The 16,466-nt window shown below is 53.3% G+C and carries 19 protein-coding genes and 2 pseudogenes; 7 read left to right on the top strand and 14 right to left on the bottom strand.

Features of this window, described 5'->3' with window-relative positions:
• Positions 1-127: 127 nt before the first annotated feature.
• The 7 genes and pseudogenes from HA51_RS14795 to HA51_RS14765 form a co-directional block, all read right to left on the bottom strand.
• Positions 128-1,615, bottom strand: coding sequence for an FGGY family carbohydrate kinase (locus tag HA51_RS14795; protein ID WP_084935386.1), 1,488 nt, complete (start codon positions 1,613-1,615; stop codon positions 128-130).
• Positions 1,616-1,617: 2 nt separating this feature from the next.
• A complete protein-coding gene (locus HA51_RS14790; RefSeq protein WP_084935385.1) occupies positions 1,618-2,562 on the bottom strand; it encodes a transketolase family protein in 945 nt (314 codons plus the stop codon).
• Positions 2,555-3,384, bottom strand: a pseudogene (locus HA51_RS14785) (transketolase). The gene HA51_RS14790 and the pseudogene HA51_RS14785 overlap by 8 nt, the downstream one beginning before the upstream one ends.
• Before the next feature lie 179 nt (positions 3,385-3,563).
• Positions 3,564-4,664, bottom strand: coding sequence for an ABC transporter permease (locus HA51_RS14780; RefSeq protein WP_084935382.1), 1,101 nt, complete (start codon positions 4,662-4,664; stop codon positions 3,564-3,566).
• 2 nt (positions 4,665-4,666) lie between these two features.
• Complete coding sequence (locus HA51_RS14775; RefSeq protein WP_084935396.1) at positions 4,667-6,181, bottom strand: sugar ABC transporter ATP-binding protein; 1,515 nt, start codon at positions 6,179-6,181, stop codon at positions 4,667-4,669.
• A complete protein-coding gene (locus HA51_RS14770; protein ID WP_084935379.1) occupies positions 6,181-6,792 on the bottom strand; it encodes a DUF2291 family protein in 612 nt (203 codons plus the stop codon). Before HA51_RS14770 ends, HA51_RS14775 begins: the two co-directional genes overlap by 1 nt.
• Before the next feature lie 13 nt (positions 6,793-6,805).
• Positions 6,806-7,747, bottom strand: a complete 942-nt coding sequence (locus HA51_RS14765; protein WP_084935378.1) for a D-ribose ABC transporter substrate-binding protein — start codon at positions 7,745-7,747, stop codon at positions 6,806-6,808.
• Between the two features lie 185 nt (positions 7,748-7,932).
• Between HA51_RS14765 and HA51_RS14760 the strand changes: the two genes are divergently transcribed.
• Positions 7,933-8,877, top strand: a complete 945-nt coding sequence (locus HA51_RS14760; RefSeq protein ID WP_084935376.1) for a sugar-binding transcriptional regulator — start codon at positions 7,933-7,935, stop codon at positions 8,875-8,877.
• A 222-nt stretch (positions 8,878-9,099) separates the two neighbouring features.
• On the opposite strand, the gene emtA is transcribed toward HA51_RS14760, so the two are convergent.
• Positions 9,100-9,729, bottom strand: coding sequence for a membrane-bound lytic murein transglycosylase EmtA (gene emtA / locus HA51_RS14755; RefSeq protein ID WP_084935374.1), 630 nt, complete (start codon positions 9,727-9,729; stop codon positions 9,100-9,102).
• A 163-nt stretch (positions 9,730-9,892) separates the two neighbouring features.
• On the opposite strand from emtA, the gene ldcA reads away from it, so the two are divergent.
• Positions 9,893-10,816 (top strand): muramoyltetrapeptide carboxypeptidase, encoded by a 924-nt coding sequence (gene ldcA / locus HA51_RS14750; protein WP_084935371.1) that lies wholly within the window; start codon positions 9,893-9,895, stop codon positions 10,814-10,816.
• Between the two features lie 23 nt (positions 10,817-10,839).
• Entirely contained in the window at positions 10,840-11,502 is a 663-nt protein-coding gene (locus HA51_RS14745; RefSeq protein WP_084935370.1) for an MBL fold metallo-hydrolase, read from the top strand.
• 12 nt (positions 11,503-11,514) lie between these two features.
• Here the strand turns inward: HA51_RS14745 and HA51_RS14740 are convergent, their stop codons facing one another.
• From HA51_RS14740 to HA51_RS14730, 3 genes are all read right to left on the bottom strand, one after another.
• Positions 11,515-11,898: a hypothetical protein gene (locus tag HA51_RS14740; protein ID WP_084935369.1), complete on the bottom strand. Its 384-nt coding sequence runs from the start codon at positions 11,896-11,898 to the stop codon at positions 11,515-11,517.
• 131 nt (positions 11,899-12,029) lie between these two features.
• Positions 12,030-12,251: a YgdI/YgdR family lipoprotein gene (locus tag HA51_RS14735; protein WP_084935368.1), complete on the bottom strand. Its 222-nt coding sequence runs from the start codon at positions 12,249-12,251 to the stop codon at positions 12,030-12,032.
• A gap of 176 nt (positions 12,252-12,427) precedes the next feature.
• Positions 12,428-12,607: a hypothetical protein gene (locus HA51_RS14730; protein ID WP_084935367.1), complete on the bottom strand. Its 180-nt coding sequence runs from the start codon at positions 12,605-12,607 to the stop codon at positions 12,428-12,430.
• Between the two features lie 202 nt (positions 12,608-12,809).
• Between HA51_RS14730 and HA51_RS14725 the strand changes: the two genes are divergently transcribed.
• Positions 12,810-13,142, top strand: coding sequence for a hypothetical protein (locus HA51_RS14725; RefSeq protein ID WP_084935364.1), 333 nt, complete (start codon positions 12,810-12,812; stop codon positions 13,140-13,142).
• A gap of 60 nt (positions 13,143-13,202) precedes the next feature.
• Entirely contained in the window at positions 13,203-13,754 is a 552-nt protein-coding gene (locus HA51_RS14720) for a hypothetical protein (protein ID WP_084935395.1), read from the top strand.
• Between the two features lie 27 nt (positions 13,755-13,781).
• Here HA51_RS14720 and HA51_RS14715 read toward each other — a convergent pair whose 3' ends face one another.
• Positions 13,782-13,988 (bottom strand): DUF2767 family protein, encoded by a 207-nt coding sequence (locus HA51_RS14715; protein WP_084935361.1) that lies wholly within the window; start codon positions 13,986-13,988, stop codon positions 13,782-13,784.
• 184 nt (positions 13,989-14,172) lie between these two features.
• Between HA51_RS14715 and HA51_RS14710 the strand changes: the two genes are divergently transcribed.
• Positions 14,173-14,421 (top strand): DUF883 family protein, encoded by a 249-nt coding sequence (locus HA51_RS14710; RefSeq protein ID WP_034822005.1) that lies wholly within the window; start codon positions 14,173-14,175, stop codon positions 14,419-14,421.
• 32 nt (positions 14,422-14,453) lie between these two features.
• Here HA51_RS14710 and HA51_RS14705 read toward each other — a convergent pair whose 3' ends face one another.
• Positions 14,454-14,651, bottom strand: coding sequence for a hypothetical protein (locus HA51_RS14705; protein WP_084935359.1), 198 nt, complete (start codon positions 14,649-14,651; stop codon positions 14,454-14,456).
• A gap of 99 nt (positions 14,652-14,750) precedes the next feature.
• Positions 14,751-14,949: pseudogene (locus tag HA51_RS14700) on the bottom strand (DUF6404 family protein).
• Positions 14,950-15,155: 206 nt separating this feature from the next.
• On the opposite strand from HA51_RS14700, the gene HA51_RS14695 reads away from it, so the two are divergent.
• Positions 15,156-16,412 (top strand): mechanosensitive ion channel family protein, encoded by a 1,257-nt coding sequence (locus HA51_RS14695; RefSeq protein ID WP_084935357.1) that lies wholly within the window; start codon positions 15,156-15,158, stop codon positions 16,410-16,412.
• Positions 16,413-16,466: the final 54 nt, after the last annotated feature.

The raw sequence follows: 16,466 nt of genomic DNA, 5'->3' as shown, positions 1-16,466 counted from the left end.
CCCCGACAAGGTTCAGGGGATGTCCACGACAAAGGTAGCCATCAATGGTGTCCCGACAAGGTTCAGGGGATATTTTTGTAGGGTGCGCATTCATGCGCACCAGGAAAACAGAGTGCCATTGGTCAAATTAATGCGGCTGAAAACGACACCGTGCCACCGCGTCCAACCAGCCGCGATAATTCTCCTGCATGATATCCGCACGCTCACTGCGTGGTTCAATCACACTACCGCCCTGTAACGCCTGCATTTCACTGCCCTGCTGCCACCAGCCCAGTAAACGCCCGGCCAGTAAGGCCGCGCCCAACGCAGACACTTCTGCCGTTGGCGCACGCTTGAGCGGACGCTGCAATACATCGGCCTGCAACTGCATCAGCCAACTGTTCTCCGTGGCCGTGCCATCGACGCAGAGTGCGGGAAGCTCTACACCACTGGCTTGTTCCATGGCGAAGAAGACATCTGCGATCTGGAAGGTGATGGATTCCAGTGCCACTCGCGCTAACACGTCTGGCGTGGCTGCATCCGTCAGACCGCACACCATGCCACGGGCCTTCAAATCCCACCAGGGTGCGCCCAGCCCAGATAGTGCTGGCACAAAATAGATGCCCTGATTGTGTTCGCTACGTTGCGCCATGGCGGTGAGTTCACGCGGGTCGCTAATTCCCAGCATCCGACCCAGCCATGCCGCGCCGGAGCCGGTATGCGTAATATTGCCCTCAAAGGCAAAACGCAGGGTGCCATCATGCCAAGCGACCGTGGTGCTGAGCCCGTTTTCCGTGAGCAGCGGTGTCGCCATCGACATCATCAAAGATGATCCGGTGCCATAGGTCGCTTTCACCACCTCTGCGCTGCCGCTGCGTTGCGCCTGCAATGCGGCATGGGAATCGCCAATACGCGATAGAATGGGTGTGCCGGGTTTTAGACCGGGGATATCGTTGACCGTGACGACGCCTTGCGCACTGGCGGAAGGCACAAGGTGCGGCAGTGCCGCGCGTGGAATATGGAACAACGCCAATAGCTCATCATCCCAGTCACCGCTGTGCAGATTATAGAGTTGCGTTCGCGCCGCGTTAGCATGATCCGTGACAAAGGTTTCCCCGCCACTCAACTGCCAACTCAGCCAGCAGTCAACGGTGCCGATACAGAGTTCCCCGGCTTGCGCACGTGACATGCCATCCGGTAGTGCCGCCAGCATCCCGGTGAGTTTGCCCGCCGGGAACATCGGATCCACAGCCAAACCCGTTAAGCCCGTAATACGCGGCGCTTTGCCCGCCACGCGCAGATCGCGGCAAAATGCTTCCGAGCGGCGGTCTTGCCAACTCACCAACGGTGTCAAGGGCTGGCCATCACGGCGCTGCCAAATCAGCACCGATTCACGCTGATTACTGATCGCCACAGCCGCCACATCTGCGTCAGCACACTGCGCCAGACAGCTTGCAATCGCCTGTTTTACTGCCTGCCAGATCGCCAGCGGATCTTGTTCGGCCAATCCCGGTTGCGGATGCGCCAGTGTCAACGGCTGGCTGCCGCGTGCGACTACGCGCCCTGCCTGATCCACCGCGATCGCTTTAGCGTTTGTAGTTCCTTCATCAATTGCCAGTATCAACGGACCCGCCATGGTTACGCTCCTGCACACATGCGCACTGCACTCTTCACCACGCTGGCGGCATCAATACCATGGTGTGCACGCGTTGAAGCACGGTCACCGGCAATCGCGTATTGTCCATCTGGAATGCCCAGCCTTAACAATGGAATCCCGCAGCCGCCTTCAGCCAGTACTTCTGCCACCAGGCTGCCGACGCCGCCATTGACGTTGTGTTCTTCTACGGTGATCACCGCGGAGTAATGCTTTAACAGCTCTTGCAGCCGTTGGGTATCACAAGGTCGAATTGATGGAATGGCGATCACACCTGCGCTTATACCTTGCTCCTGCAGTTGCTCTGAGGCGCTAACTGCTTCGTGTACGGTTGAGCCCATCGTCACCAGCACCACCTCTTTACCTTCTCGCAGCACATCAATCTGGCCGGGACGGAATTGGTAGTTTTCATCGTGCAGCTGCGGCAGGTCTTTACCATCAAGACGGATATACACCGGACCCACATGCTCCAATGCATAATCAATGATTTGACGGCACTCCAGCGGGCACGATGGCGCATAGATTTCAATATTACCGAAACCGCGCATCACCGCGATGTCATCAATGCTGTGATGGGTGCTGGCCAGCGGGCCGTAACTGGCTCCGGCATTCAGGCCAAACAGTTTGACGTTGGTGTTGTTGTAGCAAACGTCGACTTTGACCTGCTCGTTGGCGCGGGAGATCAAGAACGGTGCGGCGTTACAGGTCACGGCCACTTTGCCACCAATCGCCAAGCCAGCCGCTGTGCCTACAAGCGTCTGTTCCGCGATACCCACGTTAATTAAGCGATCTGGGAACGCCTTAATAAAAGGTGATATTTTGGCAGTTGAGGTCGAATCTGCCACTACGGGCACTAAATCGACACCCCGGTTCACGGCATCAATAAAGGCTTCAACCATTACCGTGGCTAAATGTTTTGCATTACTCATCTTTCAACTCCTCCAGTGCCAATGCGATCTCTTCCCCTTTTGGCACACGGTGATGCCACTCTGGCTTACCCTGGATAAAGGAGATACCAAAACCTTTTTCGGTGTGCGCGACAATGACCTGCGGCTTACCGTTACGCGGTAGGTTTTCCAGCGTTTCCACCACCGATGCCATATCGTTGCCATTACACTCCGTGACCTCTAATCCGAATGCGCGCCATTTATCGGGCAGCGGATCGGTGTTCATGATGTCGCGCGTGTGACCGGCCAGTTGCAACTTGTTCTTGTCGTTGATAATCACCAGGTTATCGAGGCCATAATGCGCCGCCACCAGTGCGGCCTCCCAGTTACTGCCTTCTGCCAACTCACCGTCACCCGTGACGACAAAAATGCGGCGGTCGCTGTTGTCTTTCTTCGCCGCCAATGCAATGCCGACCGCAACCGGTAAGCCATGGCCCAGCGCACCGGTATTCAATTCGCGCCCGGGGTTTTTTGGCGCACGGGATGGCCAGGCAGATGCGAATCCGAGTGCTGATAAGTCGGCAGCCAATCGGTCGGGAAGTAGCCTGCTTCAGCCAGCACACAGTAGTAACCACCGACCGCATGGCCCTTCGACTGGATATAAATGTCACGCTGCGGATCGTTAGTACGATCTGGCGCGCAGTTAAGAATGCGGAAATAGAGCGCAGTGAGGATTTCCACCTGAGAAAGGTCGGCACCGGTGTGCCCGCCTGCCGGGCTACCCGCATTGAGCTGGATGATGCGGCGGCGCACGGCGCGAGCTTTCGCTGCCAAATCCGCAACCGAATACTTGAAAGGATTCATAGACACCTCTGAATTTTAAAGCGTTATTGAATATATATTCACTGCTGTTAAAAAATTTTGCTGACTTTTACCCTGAATAAGCTGAGTTGCTCAAAGGCGATGACCTGCTGGTCAATCTCCTACGCTGGCTCACAACAATGAATGAAGTGATCTGCAGCTCGGCTTATTACGCGTACTGATTAACCTTTGGCTTCACCTTCCTCAATCAGTGCCTTCTGCGCGACCACAGCGGCTTTCTGCTGCATGCGGCTCTGCATTTGGTCGATGATCACCGCCACGATAATCACAATGCCTTTAATCACCATTTGCCAGAATTCACTGACGCCCATCATGATCAAGCCGTCTGCCAGGAAACCGATAACAAAAGCCCCGACCAGCGTGCCCAAAATGGTGCCGCGACCGCCGGCCAGTGACGTGCCACCCAGTACCACTGCGGCAATTGCGTTCATCTCAAACGACGTCCCGTTAGCCGGATGGCTGGCCACCAGCTGTGAAGAGACCACAATCCCTGCGATAGCCGCACAGAAACCGGAAATGGTATAAACCCAGATTTTCACTGACTTCACTTTGACGCCGGAGAGTTCAGCCGCGCGTTCGTTATCGCCAATCGCATACACCTGACGACCAAAGGGTAAGCGACGAGCCACATAAGCAATCACCAACGCCAGCACCACCATCATCCAGATGGCCCACGGTAAACCGAGGAAATAGCCCGCACCAATTTTGTCGAAACCGGTATTACCCAGTTGCGGATTCCCTTGCAAACCTGGGAAGGTCTCCCCCCCGGATGTCAGCATCGCTGTGCCACGTAGGATATACATGGTACCCAGCGTGCAAATAAACGGCGCCACGTTGTACTTGGTAATGATCCAGCCGTTGGCCGCGCCAATCAGCCCGCCCACCACCAACACCAGCGGCACAATCACCCAGACACTGGGGAAGATGGCAATGCCAAACATCGGCAGCACAATCCCTTTGGTGATTAACCAGCCGGCCACCATGCCGCACAAACCCAGCGTTGCACCGATGGAGAGATCAATCCCTGCGGTGATGATGACAAACGTGATGCCCAACGCCAGAAACGCATTGATGGCGATGTGCTTCACCATGATCACCATGCTGCCCACCGCAAGGAAATCGGGAACGGTGATAGCAAAGAAGCCGACAATCAGAAACAGCGCGATAAAGGTACGCAGTTTTAACAGCAGCAGAATCAGACCTTCACGCGAGTTGAATGCTTTCCCCGGCGAAGCGAGCGCCATCGCGCCTTGATTTTTCATGTTCAGAATCCTTGTGCGCTTGCTTTAACCAGTGCCGCCTCTTCCGCTTCCGCGCGCGGCAAGTTAGCGGTCAATTTTCCGCCAGACATCACCAGGATGCGATCGGCGACAGCCATAATTTCTTTGAGATCGGAGGTGGAAAACACCACCGCAATGCCCTGCTCTGAGAGCCGCACCATCATGCGAAAGACCTCAGCTTTGGCCCCCACATCAATGCCACGACTGGGTTCATCCAGCAGCAGCAAACGGGGGTTGGTCAGCAAGGAACGACCAATCACCACTTTCTGCTGGTTACCGCCACTCAGTGCGCTGATCGCCACCTCGGGCGAGGAAATTTTGATCGCCAGATTGCCGACTGTGCTGGTGACCGCTTCGCGTTCTGCCGGTTCAGAAATCACTGTGCGATGCGACAAGCGCCGCCACAGGCTGGCAATGGTAAGGTTGCTGGCCACCGATGAGACCGGAAATATCCCTGCCCGCTTGCGATCTTCCGGCACCAGACTCATGCCCATGCGGATACGTTCAGCCGTGGGTAGCCGCGTCGGCAGCGGTTTGCTGTCGAGCCACAGCTTGCCGAGATAGTTGCGTTGCGTGCCCAGCAAGCACTCGAACAGTTCAGTGCGCCCTGCGCCCATCAGGCCATAAATACCGACGATTTCACCGGCGCGCACGTTGAAACTGACATCGTCCACCAGCGAGTTGCCGTTCGGGCTGACACAGGTGATGTGCTCGGCTTCCAATACTGCGGCGCCAAACTGGCGGTCGGGCGGCAGGAAATTACTCACCGGTTCACTGCCCAGCATTTCACGCACTATCCACGGCACATCAATATCGCTGACCTTAGCTTCAGCCTGAAAACGACCATCGCGTAAAATGGTAATCACATCGCCAATCGCCATCAGCTCCTCTAAACGATGTGAGATATAGATGATTGAGACACCCTGGCGCGTGAGTTCACGGATCACCCGAAACAGGATTTCCACTTCAGTTTTGCTTAAGGCGGAAGTCGGTTCGTCGAGGATCAGGATGTCGGCGTTTTCCGCCAGCGCTTTGGCTATTTCCACCAACTGTTGCTGGCCGACTTTGAGGTTCCCCACTCTCTCATCCGGTGAAATAGGCTGATCCAGGCGTTTCAGTAATTCTGCGGTACGGCGCTTCTGTTCTACTTCGTTGATTGGACGTATACCGCTCTGGATTTCTCGCCCGAGAAAAATGTTCTCCGCCACGCTGAGGTTCTCAAACAAGTTGAGTTCCTGATGCACCATACCAATACCGTGGCGAGCGGCGTCACGCGTGCTGCTAAACGCCACCTTTTGCCCATTCAAGAACATCTCCCCGCTGCTAGGTTGCTGAACTCCCGCCAGAATTTTCATCAGCGTAGATTTACCTGCGCCGTTTTCACCGATGATGACGTTCACTTTGCCGCGCCAGACACGGTAATCCACGCGATCCAGTGCCAGCGTGCCGGGAAACAGCATCGACATCTGGTTAGCCTGCAGGATGATTTCATCACTCATCATGGATTCCCCTGCTTTAACTGCACCGCGACTACATCGTCGACGTGATTGGGTTCCATACTCACCGCCAGCAATGCCTGCACCGGTTTACCTACCCAGCTGGCATCGATCGCGGGAAGCTGCTGCACCGCATGACGGTTCAACGCTTTGGTCAGCTGCGCGTACTGCACCTGATTGGTAAACTCTTCGAAGCGATAACCGGCTGCATCACGAATCGCATTGCTGCGCAGCACAGGGCCAATCAACACCTTGACCGGCTTGCCGTTGATGGTCATGGTCAGCGTGCGTTCACGCTCGTTGCTGTTATCAAACGCCGTCACCATGCCCGCTGCACGCACAAACACGCTTTCACTGCCACCGGCTTTGACGGTATGGCTTTTGGTTTCCATATCTGCCCAGCTCAGCGCCTGCTTTTCGGCCGGCTCTTGTACCCGACTACCCCAGCTGGATTCAGCAATCTGCTGCGGCGTCAGATCGCTGTAGCCCGGTTTGGCGTTAGGATCTTTCGGCATGATGGGATTGCCGTTTGCATCGAGATCCACCACGGTGCAGGCGGCTAACACCAGCGTCATGAGCACAACCATCAGCCCGCTTGCTGTTTTTCCCTTCATGCCGACCTCCGTCTTATTTCGCCAGGTTGAAGTTTTTCAGCTTCGAGGCGTTGCTGCTGTCAATCAGCACGCAATCCATCAGCTGCTTCTCTTCTTTTTGCGCTTTGCCGTTCTTCAGGTAGTAATCCACCTGCTCAACCGCCATTTGCGCTTGTGCCCAGCCCGGCTGAAGTACGGTGGCTTTGATGTTGCCTTTATTGATGATGGAGTCACGGGTGTAGTCACTGCCGTCAAATCCCACCACGATGACATTGGTTTTACCGGCTGCTTTTAACGCCGCTTCAGCGCCCAGCGCCATGGTGTCGTTACCGGAGATCACGCCGACGATGTTGGGGTTTTTCTGCAGGATGGTTTCCATACGGCTGAAGGCTTCGGTCTGGCTCCAGTTAGCACTCTGCTGCGCCACCATTTTCATGTCCGGATAATCATCCAGCACGTCGTGATAGCCTTGAGAACGCACACCCGCATTGGTGTCGGACTCTTTACCCAGCAGTTCAACATAAGTGCCTTTGCCGTTTAACAGCTTGGCGAACTTCTCCGCGCCGAGTTGAGCGCCTTGATAGTTGTTAGAGACAATCTGCGCGACTGCTACGCCGGTTTTGTTGATTTCACGGTCAATCAGGAAGGTGGGGATGCCTGCGTCTTTGGCTTTCTGCACGGGACCGACAGTGGCATCAGCACCCGCGTTATCCAAAATGATCGCTTTGGCTTTGCGCGCGATGGCAGTTTCAATCAATTGGTTTTGCTTGTTAACGTCATCGTCGTGCGACGCCACCAGCGTGGTGTAACCGAGTGCTTTGGCTTTTTCCTGTGCGCCATCCGCTTCGGCTTTAAAGAATGGATTGTCGTGTGAAGGTGTGATGATGGCGATCAAGCCTTTATCCGCAGCCAATGAAGCCGCCGATGCCAACATCAGTGAAGCCAGTAGGGTAACTTTGAGTACAGATGCTTTCATTGATTTTTTCTCCGCCTGAATATATATTCAATTGCGATTTTATATGCATAATGACTATGCGCTGGCTTCTTGAACACGTCCATCGCCCGATCGTGAAAAAGCGAAAACGATCACAAAATGTTCTGCGTTGTTATTTATGACAGCCTGATTAACAATACCAGGCAGGTTAAGAGAGAGAAAAAACCATGGCAAAACAGGATGAACAGCGGCTGATGGTGAAAATCGCCACGCTTTATTATGTGGAAGGCATGAAGCAGTCTGACATTGCGCAGTCGCTCAAGCTGTCCCAATCCTTTGTTTCCCGCATCCTCAATCGCAGCGTGAAGGAAGGTGTGGTGAAGATTAGCGTGGTGCCGCCTGCCAATGTATTTCCCGAACTGGAGAAAGCCATTGAGCAGCAGTATCAGCTGCCGCAGGTGATTGTGGTGGATGTCCCGGAACAGGCGTCCGCGTTGCAGATTAAACAATCAATTGGCTCGGCCGCAGCGCACTATCTGGAAACCCGTCTGCGTGCCGACGAGCTGATTGGCATTTCATCATGGAGCGGCACGATTCGCGCCATGGTCGATGCGTTGCACCCCCTCAGCGCCCCCTGCAAAGGCGTGATTCAACTGTTGGGCGGTGTTGGTGCTAACGGTAACGTACAAGCGACGATTTTGACGCAGAATCTGGCCGCTCTGTTGGATTGCCCTGCGTGGCTATTGCCGTCGCAGTCGATTGAGCACTCGGTGCAGGATCGCCAGCGCTTGTCGGTAAATGCAGATGTGGCGGTGGTGCTGGAAAAGTTTGACCAAGTGGACCTGGCGATTGTCGGCATTGGCGATCTGGAGCCTTCCGCGCTGCTGCGTAATTCGGGCAACTACTACGATCAAGAGATGCTACGCACGCTGGCTGAACGCGGTGCGGTGGGCGATATCTGCCTGCATTATTTTGATGCGGAGGGGCAACCCGTTCTGAGCACAGAAGAAGATCCGGTGATTGGTATGGAGTTGGCGCAGGTTAAACAGTGCCCGCAGGTCGTCGCGCTCGCGGGCGGTAAAGAGAAAGCTCAGGCGATTCGAGGAGCACTGCGCGGCGGGTATGTGAAGGTGCTGATTGTCGATTATCCCACCGCGCGGTTGTTGGTATAGCACAACGATTTTTTGCGCGCGTCTGGATGACCTACGCGCAATAAATTGCGCCGCTACCCAGTCGGTGCAATCCGTAGCTACCGTCTTGAACGTCAAACGGGAGCTCCGTGATTTATCGCTTTTAAGTAATAGTGCTAAAACGTAGCGGCGTGATTTATCACGCGCATCTGAAGCAGCCTTAATACTGGCTGACGCGCAATAAAATTGCGCTGTTACGTATCATTAACCAATGGTGCGATAAGCGGTTGTGACTTTCCACAAGTAGCGCGGTGCTTGCGCTGCTGGATGTTTATCCTGCACGTGCTGATAAAACTCTTCAGGCGACATTGAGTTAATCATGGCGATCGCCCTGTCACGATTACGCGAGAAGGTTCGCAGCAGCGCGCCGGCCCCGTTAGCGTAAGAGACGATAGTGGCATAACGCAATGTCAGTGGGTTGCGAATACCCGCCAGTTCAGAATCTTGCAGCAACTTCAGGTATGCAGCACCAATATCGATATTCTTCGCTGGATCGCGTAACTCTGACGAGGTTGGCTGGCCGTGACGGCCTTGCGTACGATACACCGCGCGGCCCGCCGTTGACGCTTTAATCTGCATCAGTCCAACCGCATTAGAACGGCTGGTCACGGTAGGATTGCCCCCCGACTCGACACTAATAATGGCGCTGATCAACTTCTCATCAACGCCATAATGACTGGCGGCATCTTCGGTAAACAGTGACCATGCATCATTCACTTTTGACGGTGGCGCTTGGGTCAACGGCGTATTTTTTTCCGGTAAGACCGTCTTTTCCGGCTCGCTGGCACAGCCCGCAAGCAACAGCGCAGATAACATAAGTAGGCGAATTTTCACTGATTTTTGGTTCCGCAATAAGGTTGGCGCAAGCTATCATACCTGGCGCAGCGCAATGCAAAATTACCGTTTATCCTAAATAAGTAAAAAACCTTGTGCTGTCGTGACATCAGTTACGGATTTCGCCATCATCGGCAGGCCACTTTAAATCAGGATGAACGCTATGCTCGCCCCCCGCTCCTTTCGTCTGATCGCCCCTTCTGGCTACTGTCACAACCAAGATGCTGCGCAACGCGCTGTCAGCCGTTTACAGGCCGATGGGCATCAAGTCGAAAATTTGTCAGCGATTACCCGTCGCTTTCAACGTTTTGCGGGCGAGGATGCAGAACGACTGAATGATGTGAATCAGCTGGCAACGTTGGCCACTTTACCCGACATCGTCTTGGCGGTGCGCGGCGGATATGGCGCAACTCGACTGCTGGATAAAATCGATTATGTCGGCCTGCAGCGTCAGCTGCTTAATCAACCCATCGCGCTGTGCGGACACAGTGATTTCACCGCAATACAGTTGGCATTACTGGCGCAAACCGGACTGATCACTTTCAGCGGACCGATGTTGGCCGGTAACTTTGGCGCGGAGGCATTATCTGAATTTACCCTGTCACACTTTTGGCAGGCACTCACATCACCTACAGTGAATATAGGCTGGCGCAGCCACAGCCCTGATGCAGGCCGCTGGCAAGGCACCCTTTGGGGTGGCAATCTGGCGATGATCTGTTCTTTGCTGGGTACGCCATGGATGCCGCAGATTGAAGACGGTATTTTGGTGATCGAGGATGTGAATGAACATCCTTTCCGCATCGAACGGATGCTGATTCAGCTGCAGCAAAGCGGTATTTTGGCGCGCCAACAGGCCATTATCACCGGCAGTTTTACCAGCACTGCGCTGTCGGGTTATGACAACGGCTTTGATTTTGCCACCGTTTGGCAGCGCCTGCGCGACGAGTATCATATCCCGGTGATTAGTGATCTGGCATTCGGTCACGATGCCGACACCGTCACACTGCCGCTGGGTTCTCGTGCCACCTTACAGCTCGAAAATGGCGAAGCTCAGCTCGCCTTCACCGGCCACCCGACATTGCGCTAACGTTTTGCCGTAGGAGACCGACATTGAAGCCACTGTACGAAGATTTGTGGATCTCCACGCCGGAATTTCCCGCCGAAGAGACAGCAAGCGATGTGATGATGCATGGCTTTATGCTGCGCCACCCGCGCGGCAATTTGCTGATTGGCCGGGTGGAGCATCCACTCGACCATGAGTTTCTTGATGATGCAGGAGGTGTGATCCGCCACTATCTCACCCACTGGCATGAGGCCGCACCCGGCGCGATAGCCATTCAACAGCGCTTTAATAGTGCTTTGTATTGCCATAGCCGTTCATTAGGCCCCGTCAGCTTGGTCATCGAACCCGATGAGACCTTCACGCAGCAAGAAACTCATTTCGGTGATTTCCACCTGCTCCCCACGCCCGGTCACACGCCCGGTAGCAGCAGTTTTCTCTACCACTCGCCGCTCGGCAGCACCTATCTTTTTGTTGGCGATACGCTGACCTGCGATTACAACCGCTGGATCAGCGTGCTGGTACCAGAGAGCAACCCCTTGGAGCTACAACAGTCGCTGGAGCTTTACCGCACATTACGCCCCGATGTCGTGCTGATGAGCACCACACGGGGTCACCTCTCTTGGGCAAAAGTGGATTTGCAAAGTTGGTTGGCGGCGATTGATGAAGCGGAGCAGTCGCCGCTGGACCTCCGCCAGCAGCAACTGATTTGATGAACAGCGATGTCAGGAGTTTGGACGCTGGCTATCGTCGTAACGTTCAAGCGAGAGAATCTCTGCATCGCGTTTTTCCGTACGTTCGCAGGGCAACAACTTATCGCTATTGGCATAGACAAAGAAAGTATCATCATTGTTTTTGTTCACAATCAGCTGATCGCCATTACGGAATCGGGTTATCGCCACTTTGTCTCCACTTTTGAGACTGGTGCGCTGCTGTCCTGCCGCCACCTGAAAATGGCGCTTTGGCCACATTAATGTGCTTAAACCATAGTTGGCGCGGGACACGGTCATGGTTGGGCGGCCTGGGCAGGTGATTTGAAATTGGGTTTCGCTCCAGGCTGACGTGGCATGGCACGCCATTAAGCCAACGGCAATTGCTATCGCCTTCATTGGATTCTCCGCTGAGGTTAGATGATGATTTCGTTGGAATTTTGTGGAGAGAAGCGTAACACAGAATGGTGAAGTGTGAGGTTTGATGGCCCGCCAGACGCGGGCCTGAAAAGATTTTTCTTTGAACGCGATTAATTAACCGAGTTCATATCTTTGATTTGATTGCGGTTTATCTGCTGTTCTTTGCCATCAATATCTTTGTAAGTAATCATGCCGGTATCTTCATCGACCTTGGGTTTGCCTTGCGCCACAATGGTCTGGCCATCGGTGGTATGCAATACATGGTCAGATGCACAGCCCGCCAGCAGTAGGCCGAGGCTAAAAGTACCAATCAAAAATAGCGTCTTTTTCATCTCATCCTCCTTTTGGATTCACTGTCAGGTGTAGCACAGGCAGCAGAAAAGTGAACCAGGAGAAAGACTAATACGATTAAACGCAATAGCTGCGCATCAGCCGATTTCGACTGAGCAGCAGCGGGATTGCATGGATTTTTCACCGCAAACGGGTGGTTAAAGGGGATTGGAACGAACTACTCTGCTGCGACCTGCGCGGCCACCAGCATCAACGCCAGACCCGCATCTTCCGGATCGAAACGTTGCATAACGTCTTGCAAGGCCGCTACGCAGTTCATTACCTGCTTTTTCTTGTCGGCTTCTAATTTATCAATCGCGTGTTGAAGAATCATTAAACTGGCTTCTTCTTCTCTCATAGATTTGCCCTTGTTTTGCTTACCTGATGCGCAACGCTGGCAAGAATAACGTTTATCTGCTACCAAAGTCACCCCTTTACATTCTCACCGCTTAACGATTAAGCAAATGGCAAATGGGAAGCGGCGCCAGACCTGCTATGATCAGCATATCCGTGCGCAGTTGCGGACCACTGCAAACAAGGGAACGAACCAGGACAGGATCATGTTGCGAATCACAGCGCTATTCACCCTCTTATTGTTACTGGCTGGCTGTAGCTCAACGCCGAAAGGCGTCGATTGCCCCGGCGAAGTGTCGACCATTTATGGACAACCGATGGGTCAAACACAGGCGCGCATTTTTGATTTAGTGAATGCTTTCACCGTAACGCGTGAGGGTGTGGCGGTTAAAAGCGGCACCTTGCACTCCAATGATCGCTTTCAATATGTGCCCTCTGCCGTAACTCCAGAGGGCTTTACGGCACAGCGTCTGTCAGACAAGCAATTCCGTCTGATTAATCCTTATCAGAACACCATGATTACCTGGACGTGCCCTTAAAGGTGCTTCGCGATGCAAGATGGTTTATTGTCAGACTTCCTCACGCTTTGGATCTGCAACATGGAAAAGAGTCTGGATAATAACGGCTATATCGAGTTCCCCTTCCCTGCCAGCACCAACCCCGATGGCTCGGTCAATCCTTGCGGGTTCGATCTCACGTTAGAGACGGAACGTATTGATGAGATCACTGCGGGTCAGCATTCCGAAAATTTGCGACGTTTGCTGGAAGAGGTGAATTTGCAGGAGGGCGTGTTCATGACGCTGGCTTGCGACTGGCAGCAGCGCGAAGACGGTGTATGCGGTTTTATTGATATCGCCTTGCGTCCAACGCTGTCCAGCGGCAGTAGCGAGGAGACGCAGAGTCTGGATCAGGCATTTGAACTCTACTTAGGTCGTCAGGAGAAGCAGCATGACATGCAGAGCGGTACGCTGATTAACTACGCGCGTGCCGTGCTGGACTGGGGTTGGTCGCCGTTACATCAACGTCACATGCGCTATGAGAAAGTGACGGTTCGCTATTATTGCCAACAGGCTGAGGATGCCGAGTGGTGTTTTGATCATCTGCGCCACTTTTTAGTGACCTGGTATCCTGCCTATCGCGGTAATCAATAGGGGCGTCAGCACGACGCCCAGTGGGATTTACGGCCTGACTAAACGAATGGCATGCTCCAGCATTCGCTGCTCATCACGTTCGTCATGAGCGCGATGATGACGAGTTCGTTGTAATAGCGTGGTGATCTCTTCCCGTTTGGTCTCATGGCCGCATTCAGAAAGTACAATCACGGCATCGCCAATGACCCGGCACACTTCATCGTAATCATCTTCACTTAGCACATCACGTTTCATTGATCCTCCCGATGTTGTTCGGCCTGCACAACAGCGATGCGAAATGCAGCTAACCACTCATAAGCCTGGACAGGTTTCCCGAATCCTGCAAACCGTTGTTACATTCTGCGAGCCTCATGGGTTGCTGGCATGCCAATCTCTGACTACGCTCAAACGTAATATTCACAACAAGCAGGGAGTCATCATGACTGATAAAGCGGAAGCAAAATTGAATGAAGCAGCAGGTGCAGTAGAGGAAAAAATCGGCGAATGGACTGGCTCTCGCAAACATCAGGCTAAAGGTGCGGCGCGTCGTTATCCGGCGCAGGCCAGTTATGCCGTGCAAGATGCGGCAGACTGTGTGGTGAAATCAGTACGTGATAACCCAGCCACGGGTTTAGCGGTTGCTGCCAGTATTGGCATCATTGTTGGTTTTTTACTGGGTAGAAAATAAGCCTCACAGGGGGCCTTCGCGGCCCTCAATGCCTATTGCTGATGTCCAGCATCATCCAATCGTTCCTGAATATGCTCATCCGGCGTTTCCGCCACATCTGCCGTACTGTTGTTAACGTCAAGATGACGCCCCTGATGCATCGACAAATTGAGTGGCTGATTAGGTAACTGCGCACAACTCCCTAAAGAGACCAGCAGGAAAAACCACGCCGCTATCGACTTCTTTCCCATTGCTTCCATCCACACGCTAATTCGAGTGGGCTCAGATTGCCTGAGGTAATGCAAATTAGCGTCAGCGTGAAGCAAAGCTGTGTGGGCAGATGTGAGCAATCAGGCTTGAGCACGGCGTGCTTTGTAACGAGCGACCATGGTCATCAATGCCTGATAAATCAAGCCGGCATACAGGCTTTTCACCACCACCATACTGAGCGCTTCGCCCTGCGACTGCCATGACATAAACCACATGAAAAACGCCCCACAGCAGCGAAAACAGCAGCCAGCCTTTCACGAATTTCAATACACCCTGCATACCACCTCCCATATCAGAAGCACTGAAGATAACGGTTTCCTGCCGAAAAGACACGGCGGATAGCAGCGGGATGTTATCTGTTTCAAAGTTTTGCGAAATGTGTTGTGCGAAGCCCATCACGCAAACAAAATTGCGCACTTGTCGCATATAGCATGAAGCAAGATTGTGCTTGAATCCCCGCCAACGTTGTCAGGTATGTGGTTGAGATGAATTATCTAAGTAATATCCAAAAGTTTATTGAAGGCAGTCCACTGTTATCCACGACTTTTAGCCTGCTGCTGTTGGTGATTGCCGGTATGGTGACTCACCTGATCTGCAAGTTTTTTGTCGTGAAAGTGGTGCGTAAGGTGTTTTTCAGCACGCATAAAAATCAGGTGCCATTGGATAAGGATGTGCGACTTTCTGAGAAGCTCTCCAACTTTATCCCAGTGATCGCGGTTTATTTCCTGCTGCAGTTTATGCCGGACTTACCGGAGCACCTGCTGATTGCGATCAAAACCATCTGCGGCATCTTGTTTTTTGTCTATCTGTCTTTGTTTTTTACCGAAGTGCTGGAGATCGTTAATAACTCCTACTCGCGCAAATCAAAACGTAAAAACCACTCGATCAAAGGTTATATTCAGGTCGGCAAAATCCTGGTGCACATTATCTCAGCCATTATGATCCTGGCCATTATGTCGAATAAGTCGCCAGTGATTATTATCTCCAGTTTGGGTGCGGTGGCTGCCGTATTGATGTTGGTGTTTCAGCACACGTTATTATCCTTAGTGGCGAATATTCAGGTCTCCTCAAATGACGTTTTGCAACTGGGTGACTGGATTGAAATGCCGGATAACGGCCTGAGCGGCGAGGTCATTGATATTGCGCTGCACACCATCACCATTCGCAACTGGGATAACACGCTGTCACGCATTCCCACCAAGAACTTCCTGACAGAAACCTACACCAACTGGCAGGCGATGTTCACCTCCGGCGCGCGCCGCATTATGCGCAGTTTCCATCTCGACCAGACGTCGATCCGTTTCATCGATCAGGATCTGGTGCAGCAGATGAGCCAGGTGCGAGGGGTCAATGAACAGCTTTCAGCACTGATGGACGGGCGTGATAGCAGCGTAGTAGGCGATCGCTGGTTTGCCGAGAACGGCATTACCAATCTGACCGTATTCCGTAAATACCTAACGGCATGGCTGTCACAACGGGATGATATTAAGAAAGACATGTACATCGTGGTACGCGCAATGAAACCCTCTCCAGAAGGCTTACCGGTAGAAGTGTACTGCTTCACCTCTTCGGTGTTATGGGTTGATTATGAGGACTCACAGTCGGCAATTTTTGAATATATCTACGCGATTCTCGCCCAGTTCTCGCTGCGTACTTACCAGCACCCCACCGGCAATGATTTTTGGCGGCTGTCGCAGCAACGGCAACAGGCGGCAACCCCTAACGAAAGCAACAACAGTTAATCATGAAAGACAGGAGCGCTCGCTCCTGTTTCCCCTACCAATCAGATAAGCGGC

Source organism: Pantoea rwandensis (assembly GCF_002095475.1).
Classification (GTDB): domain Bacteria; phylum Pseudomonadota; class Gammaproteobacteria; order Enterobacterales; family Enterobacteriaceae; genus Pantoea; species Pantoea rwandensis.
This window is presented reverse-complemented; position numbering and strand designations above follow the sequence as displayed.

Bases quoted from the DNA above. Each gene is read 5' to 3' on its own strand.
- HA51_RS14790 (WP_084935385.1), bottom strand. From the start codon at position 2,562: ATGAGTAATGCAAAACATTTAGCCACGGTAATGGTTGAAGCCTTTATT.
- HA51_RS14760 (WP_084935376.1), top strand. From the start codon at position 7,933: ATGGCAAAACAGGATGAACAGCGGCTGATGGTGAAAATCGCCACGCTT.
- ldcA (WP_084935371.1), top strand. From the start codon at position 9,893: ATGCTCGCCCCCCGCTCCTTTCGTCTGATCGCCCCTTCTGGCTACTGT.
- HA51_RS14780 (WP_084935382.1), bottom strand. From the start codon at position 4,664: ATGAAAAATCAAGGCGCGATGGCGCTCGCTTCGCCGGGGAAAGCATTC.
- HA51_RS14765 (WP_084935378.1), bottom strand. From the start codon at position 7,747: ATGAAAGCATCTGTACTCAAAGTTACCCTACTGGCTTCACTGATGTTG.
- HA51_RS14710 (WP_034822005.1), top strand. From the start codon at position 14,173: ATGACTGATAAAGCGGAAGCAAAATTGAATGAAGCAGCAGGTGCAGTA.
- HA51_RS14730 (WP_084935367.1), bottom strand. From the start codon at position 12,607: ATGAGAGAAGAAGAAGCCAGTTTAATGATTCTTCAACACGCGATTGAT.
- HA51_RS14720 (WP_084935395.1), top strand. From the start codon at position 13,203: ATGGAAAAGAGTCTGGATAATAACGGCTATATCGAGTTCCCCTTCCCT.
- HA51_RS14770 (WP_084935379.1), bottom strand. From the start codon at position 6,792: ATGAAGGGAAAAACAGCAAGCGGGCTGATGGTTGTGCTCATGACGCTG.
- HA51_RS14725 (WP_084935364.1), top strand. From the start codon at position 12,810: ATGTTGCGAATCACAGCGCTATTCACCCTCTTATTGTTACTGGCTGGC.
- HA51_RS14795 (WP_084935386.1), bottom strand. From the start codon at position 1,615: ATGGCGGGTCCGTTGATACTGGCAATTGATGAAGGAACTACAAACGCT.
- HA51_RS14695 (WP_084935357.1), top strand. From the start codon at position 15,156: ATGAATTATCTAAGTAATATCCAAAAGTTTATTGAAGGCAGTCCACTG.
- HA51_RS14735 (WP_084935368.1), bottom strand. From the start codon at position 12,251: ATGAAAAAGACGCTATTTTTGATTGGTACTTTTAGCCTCGGCCTACTG.
- HA51_RS14705 (WP_084935359.1), bottom strand. From the start codon at position 14,651: ATGGGAAAGAAGTCGATAGCGGCGTGGTTTTTCCTGCTGGTCTCTTTA.
- HA51_RS14775 (WP_084935396.1), bottom strand. From the start codon at position 6,181: ATGAGTGATGAAATCATCCTGCAGGCTAACCAGATGTCGATGCTGTTT.
- HA51_RS14740 (WP_084935369.1), bottom strand. From the start codon at position 11,898: ATGAAGGCGATAGCAATTGCCGTTGGCTTAATGGCGTGCCATGCCACG.
- HA51_RS14715 (WP_084935361.1), bottom strand. From the start codon at position 13,988: ATGAAACGTGATGTGCTAAGTGAAGATGATTACGATGAAGTGTGCCGG.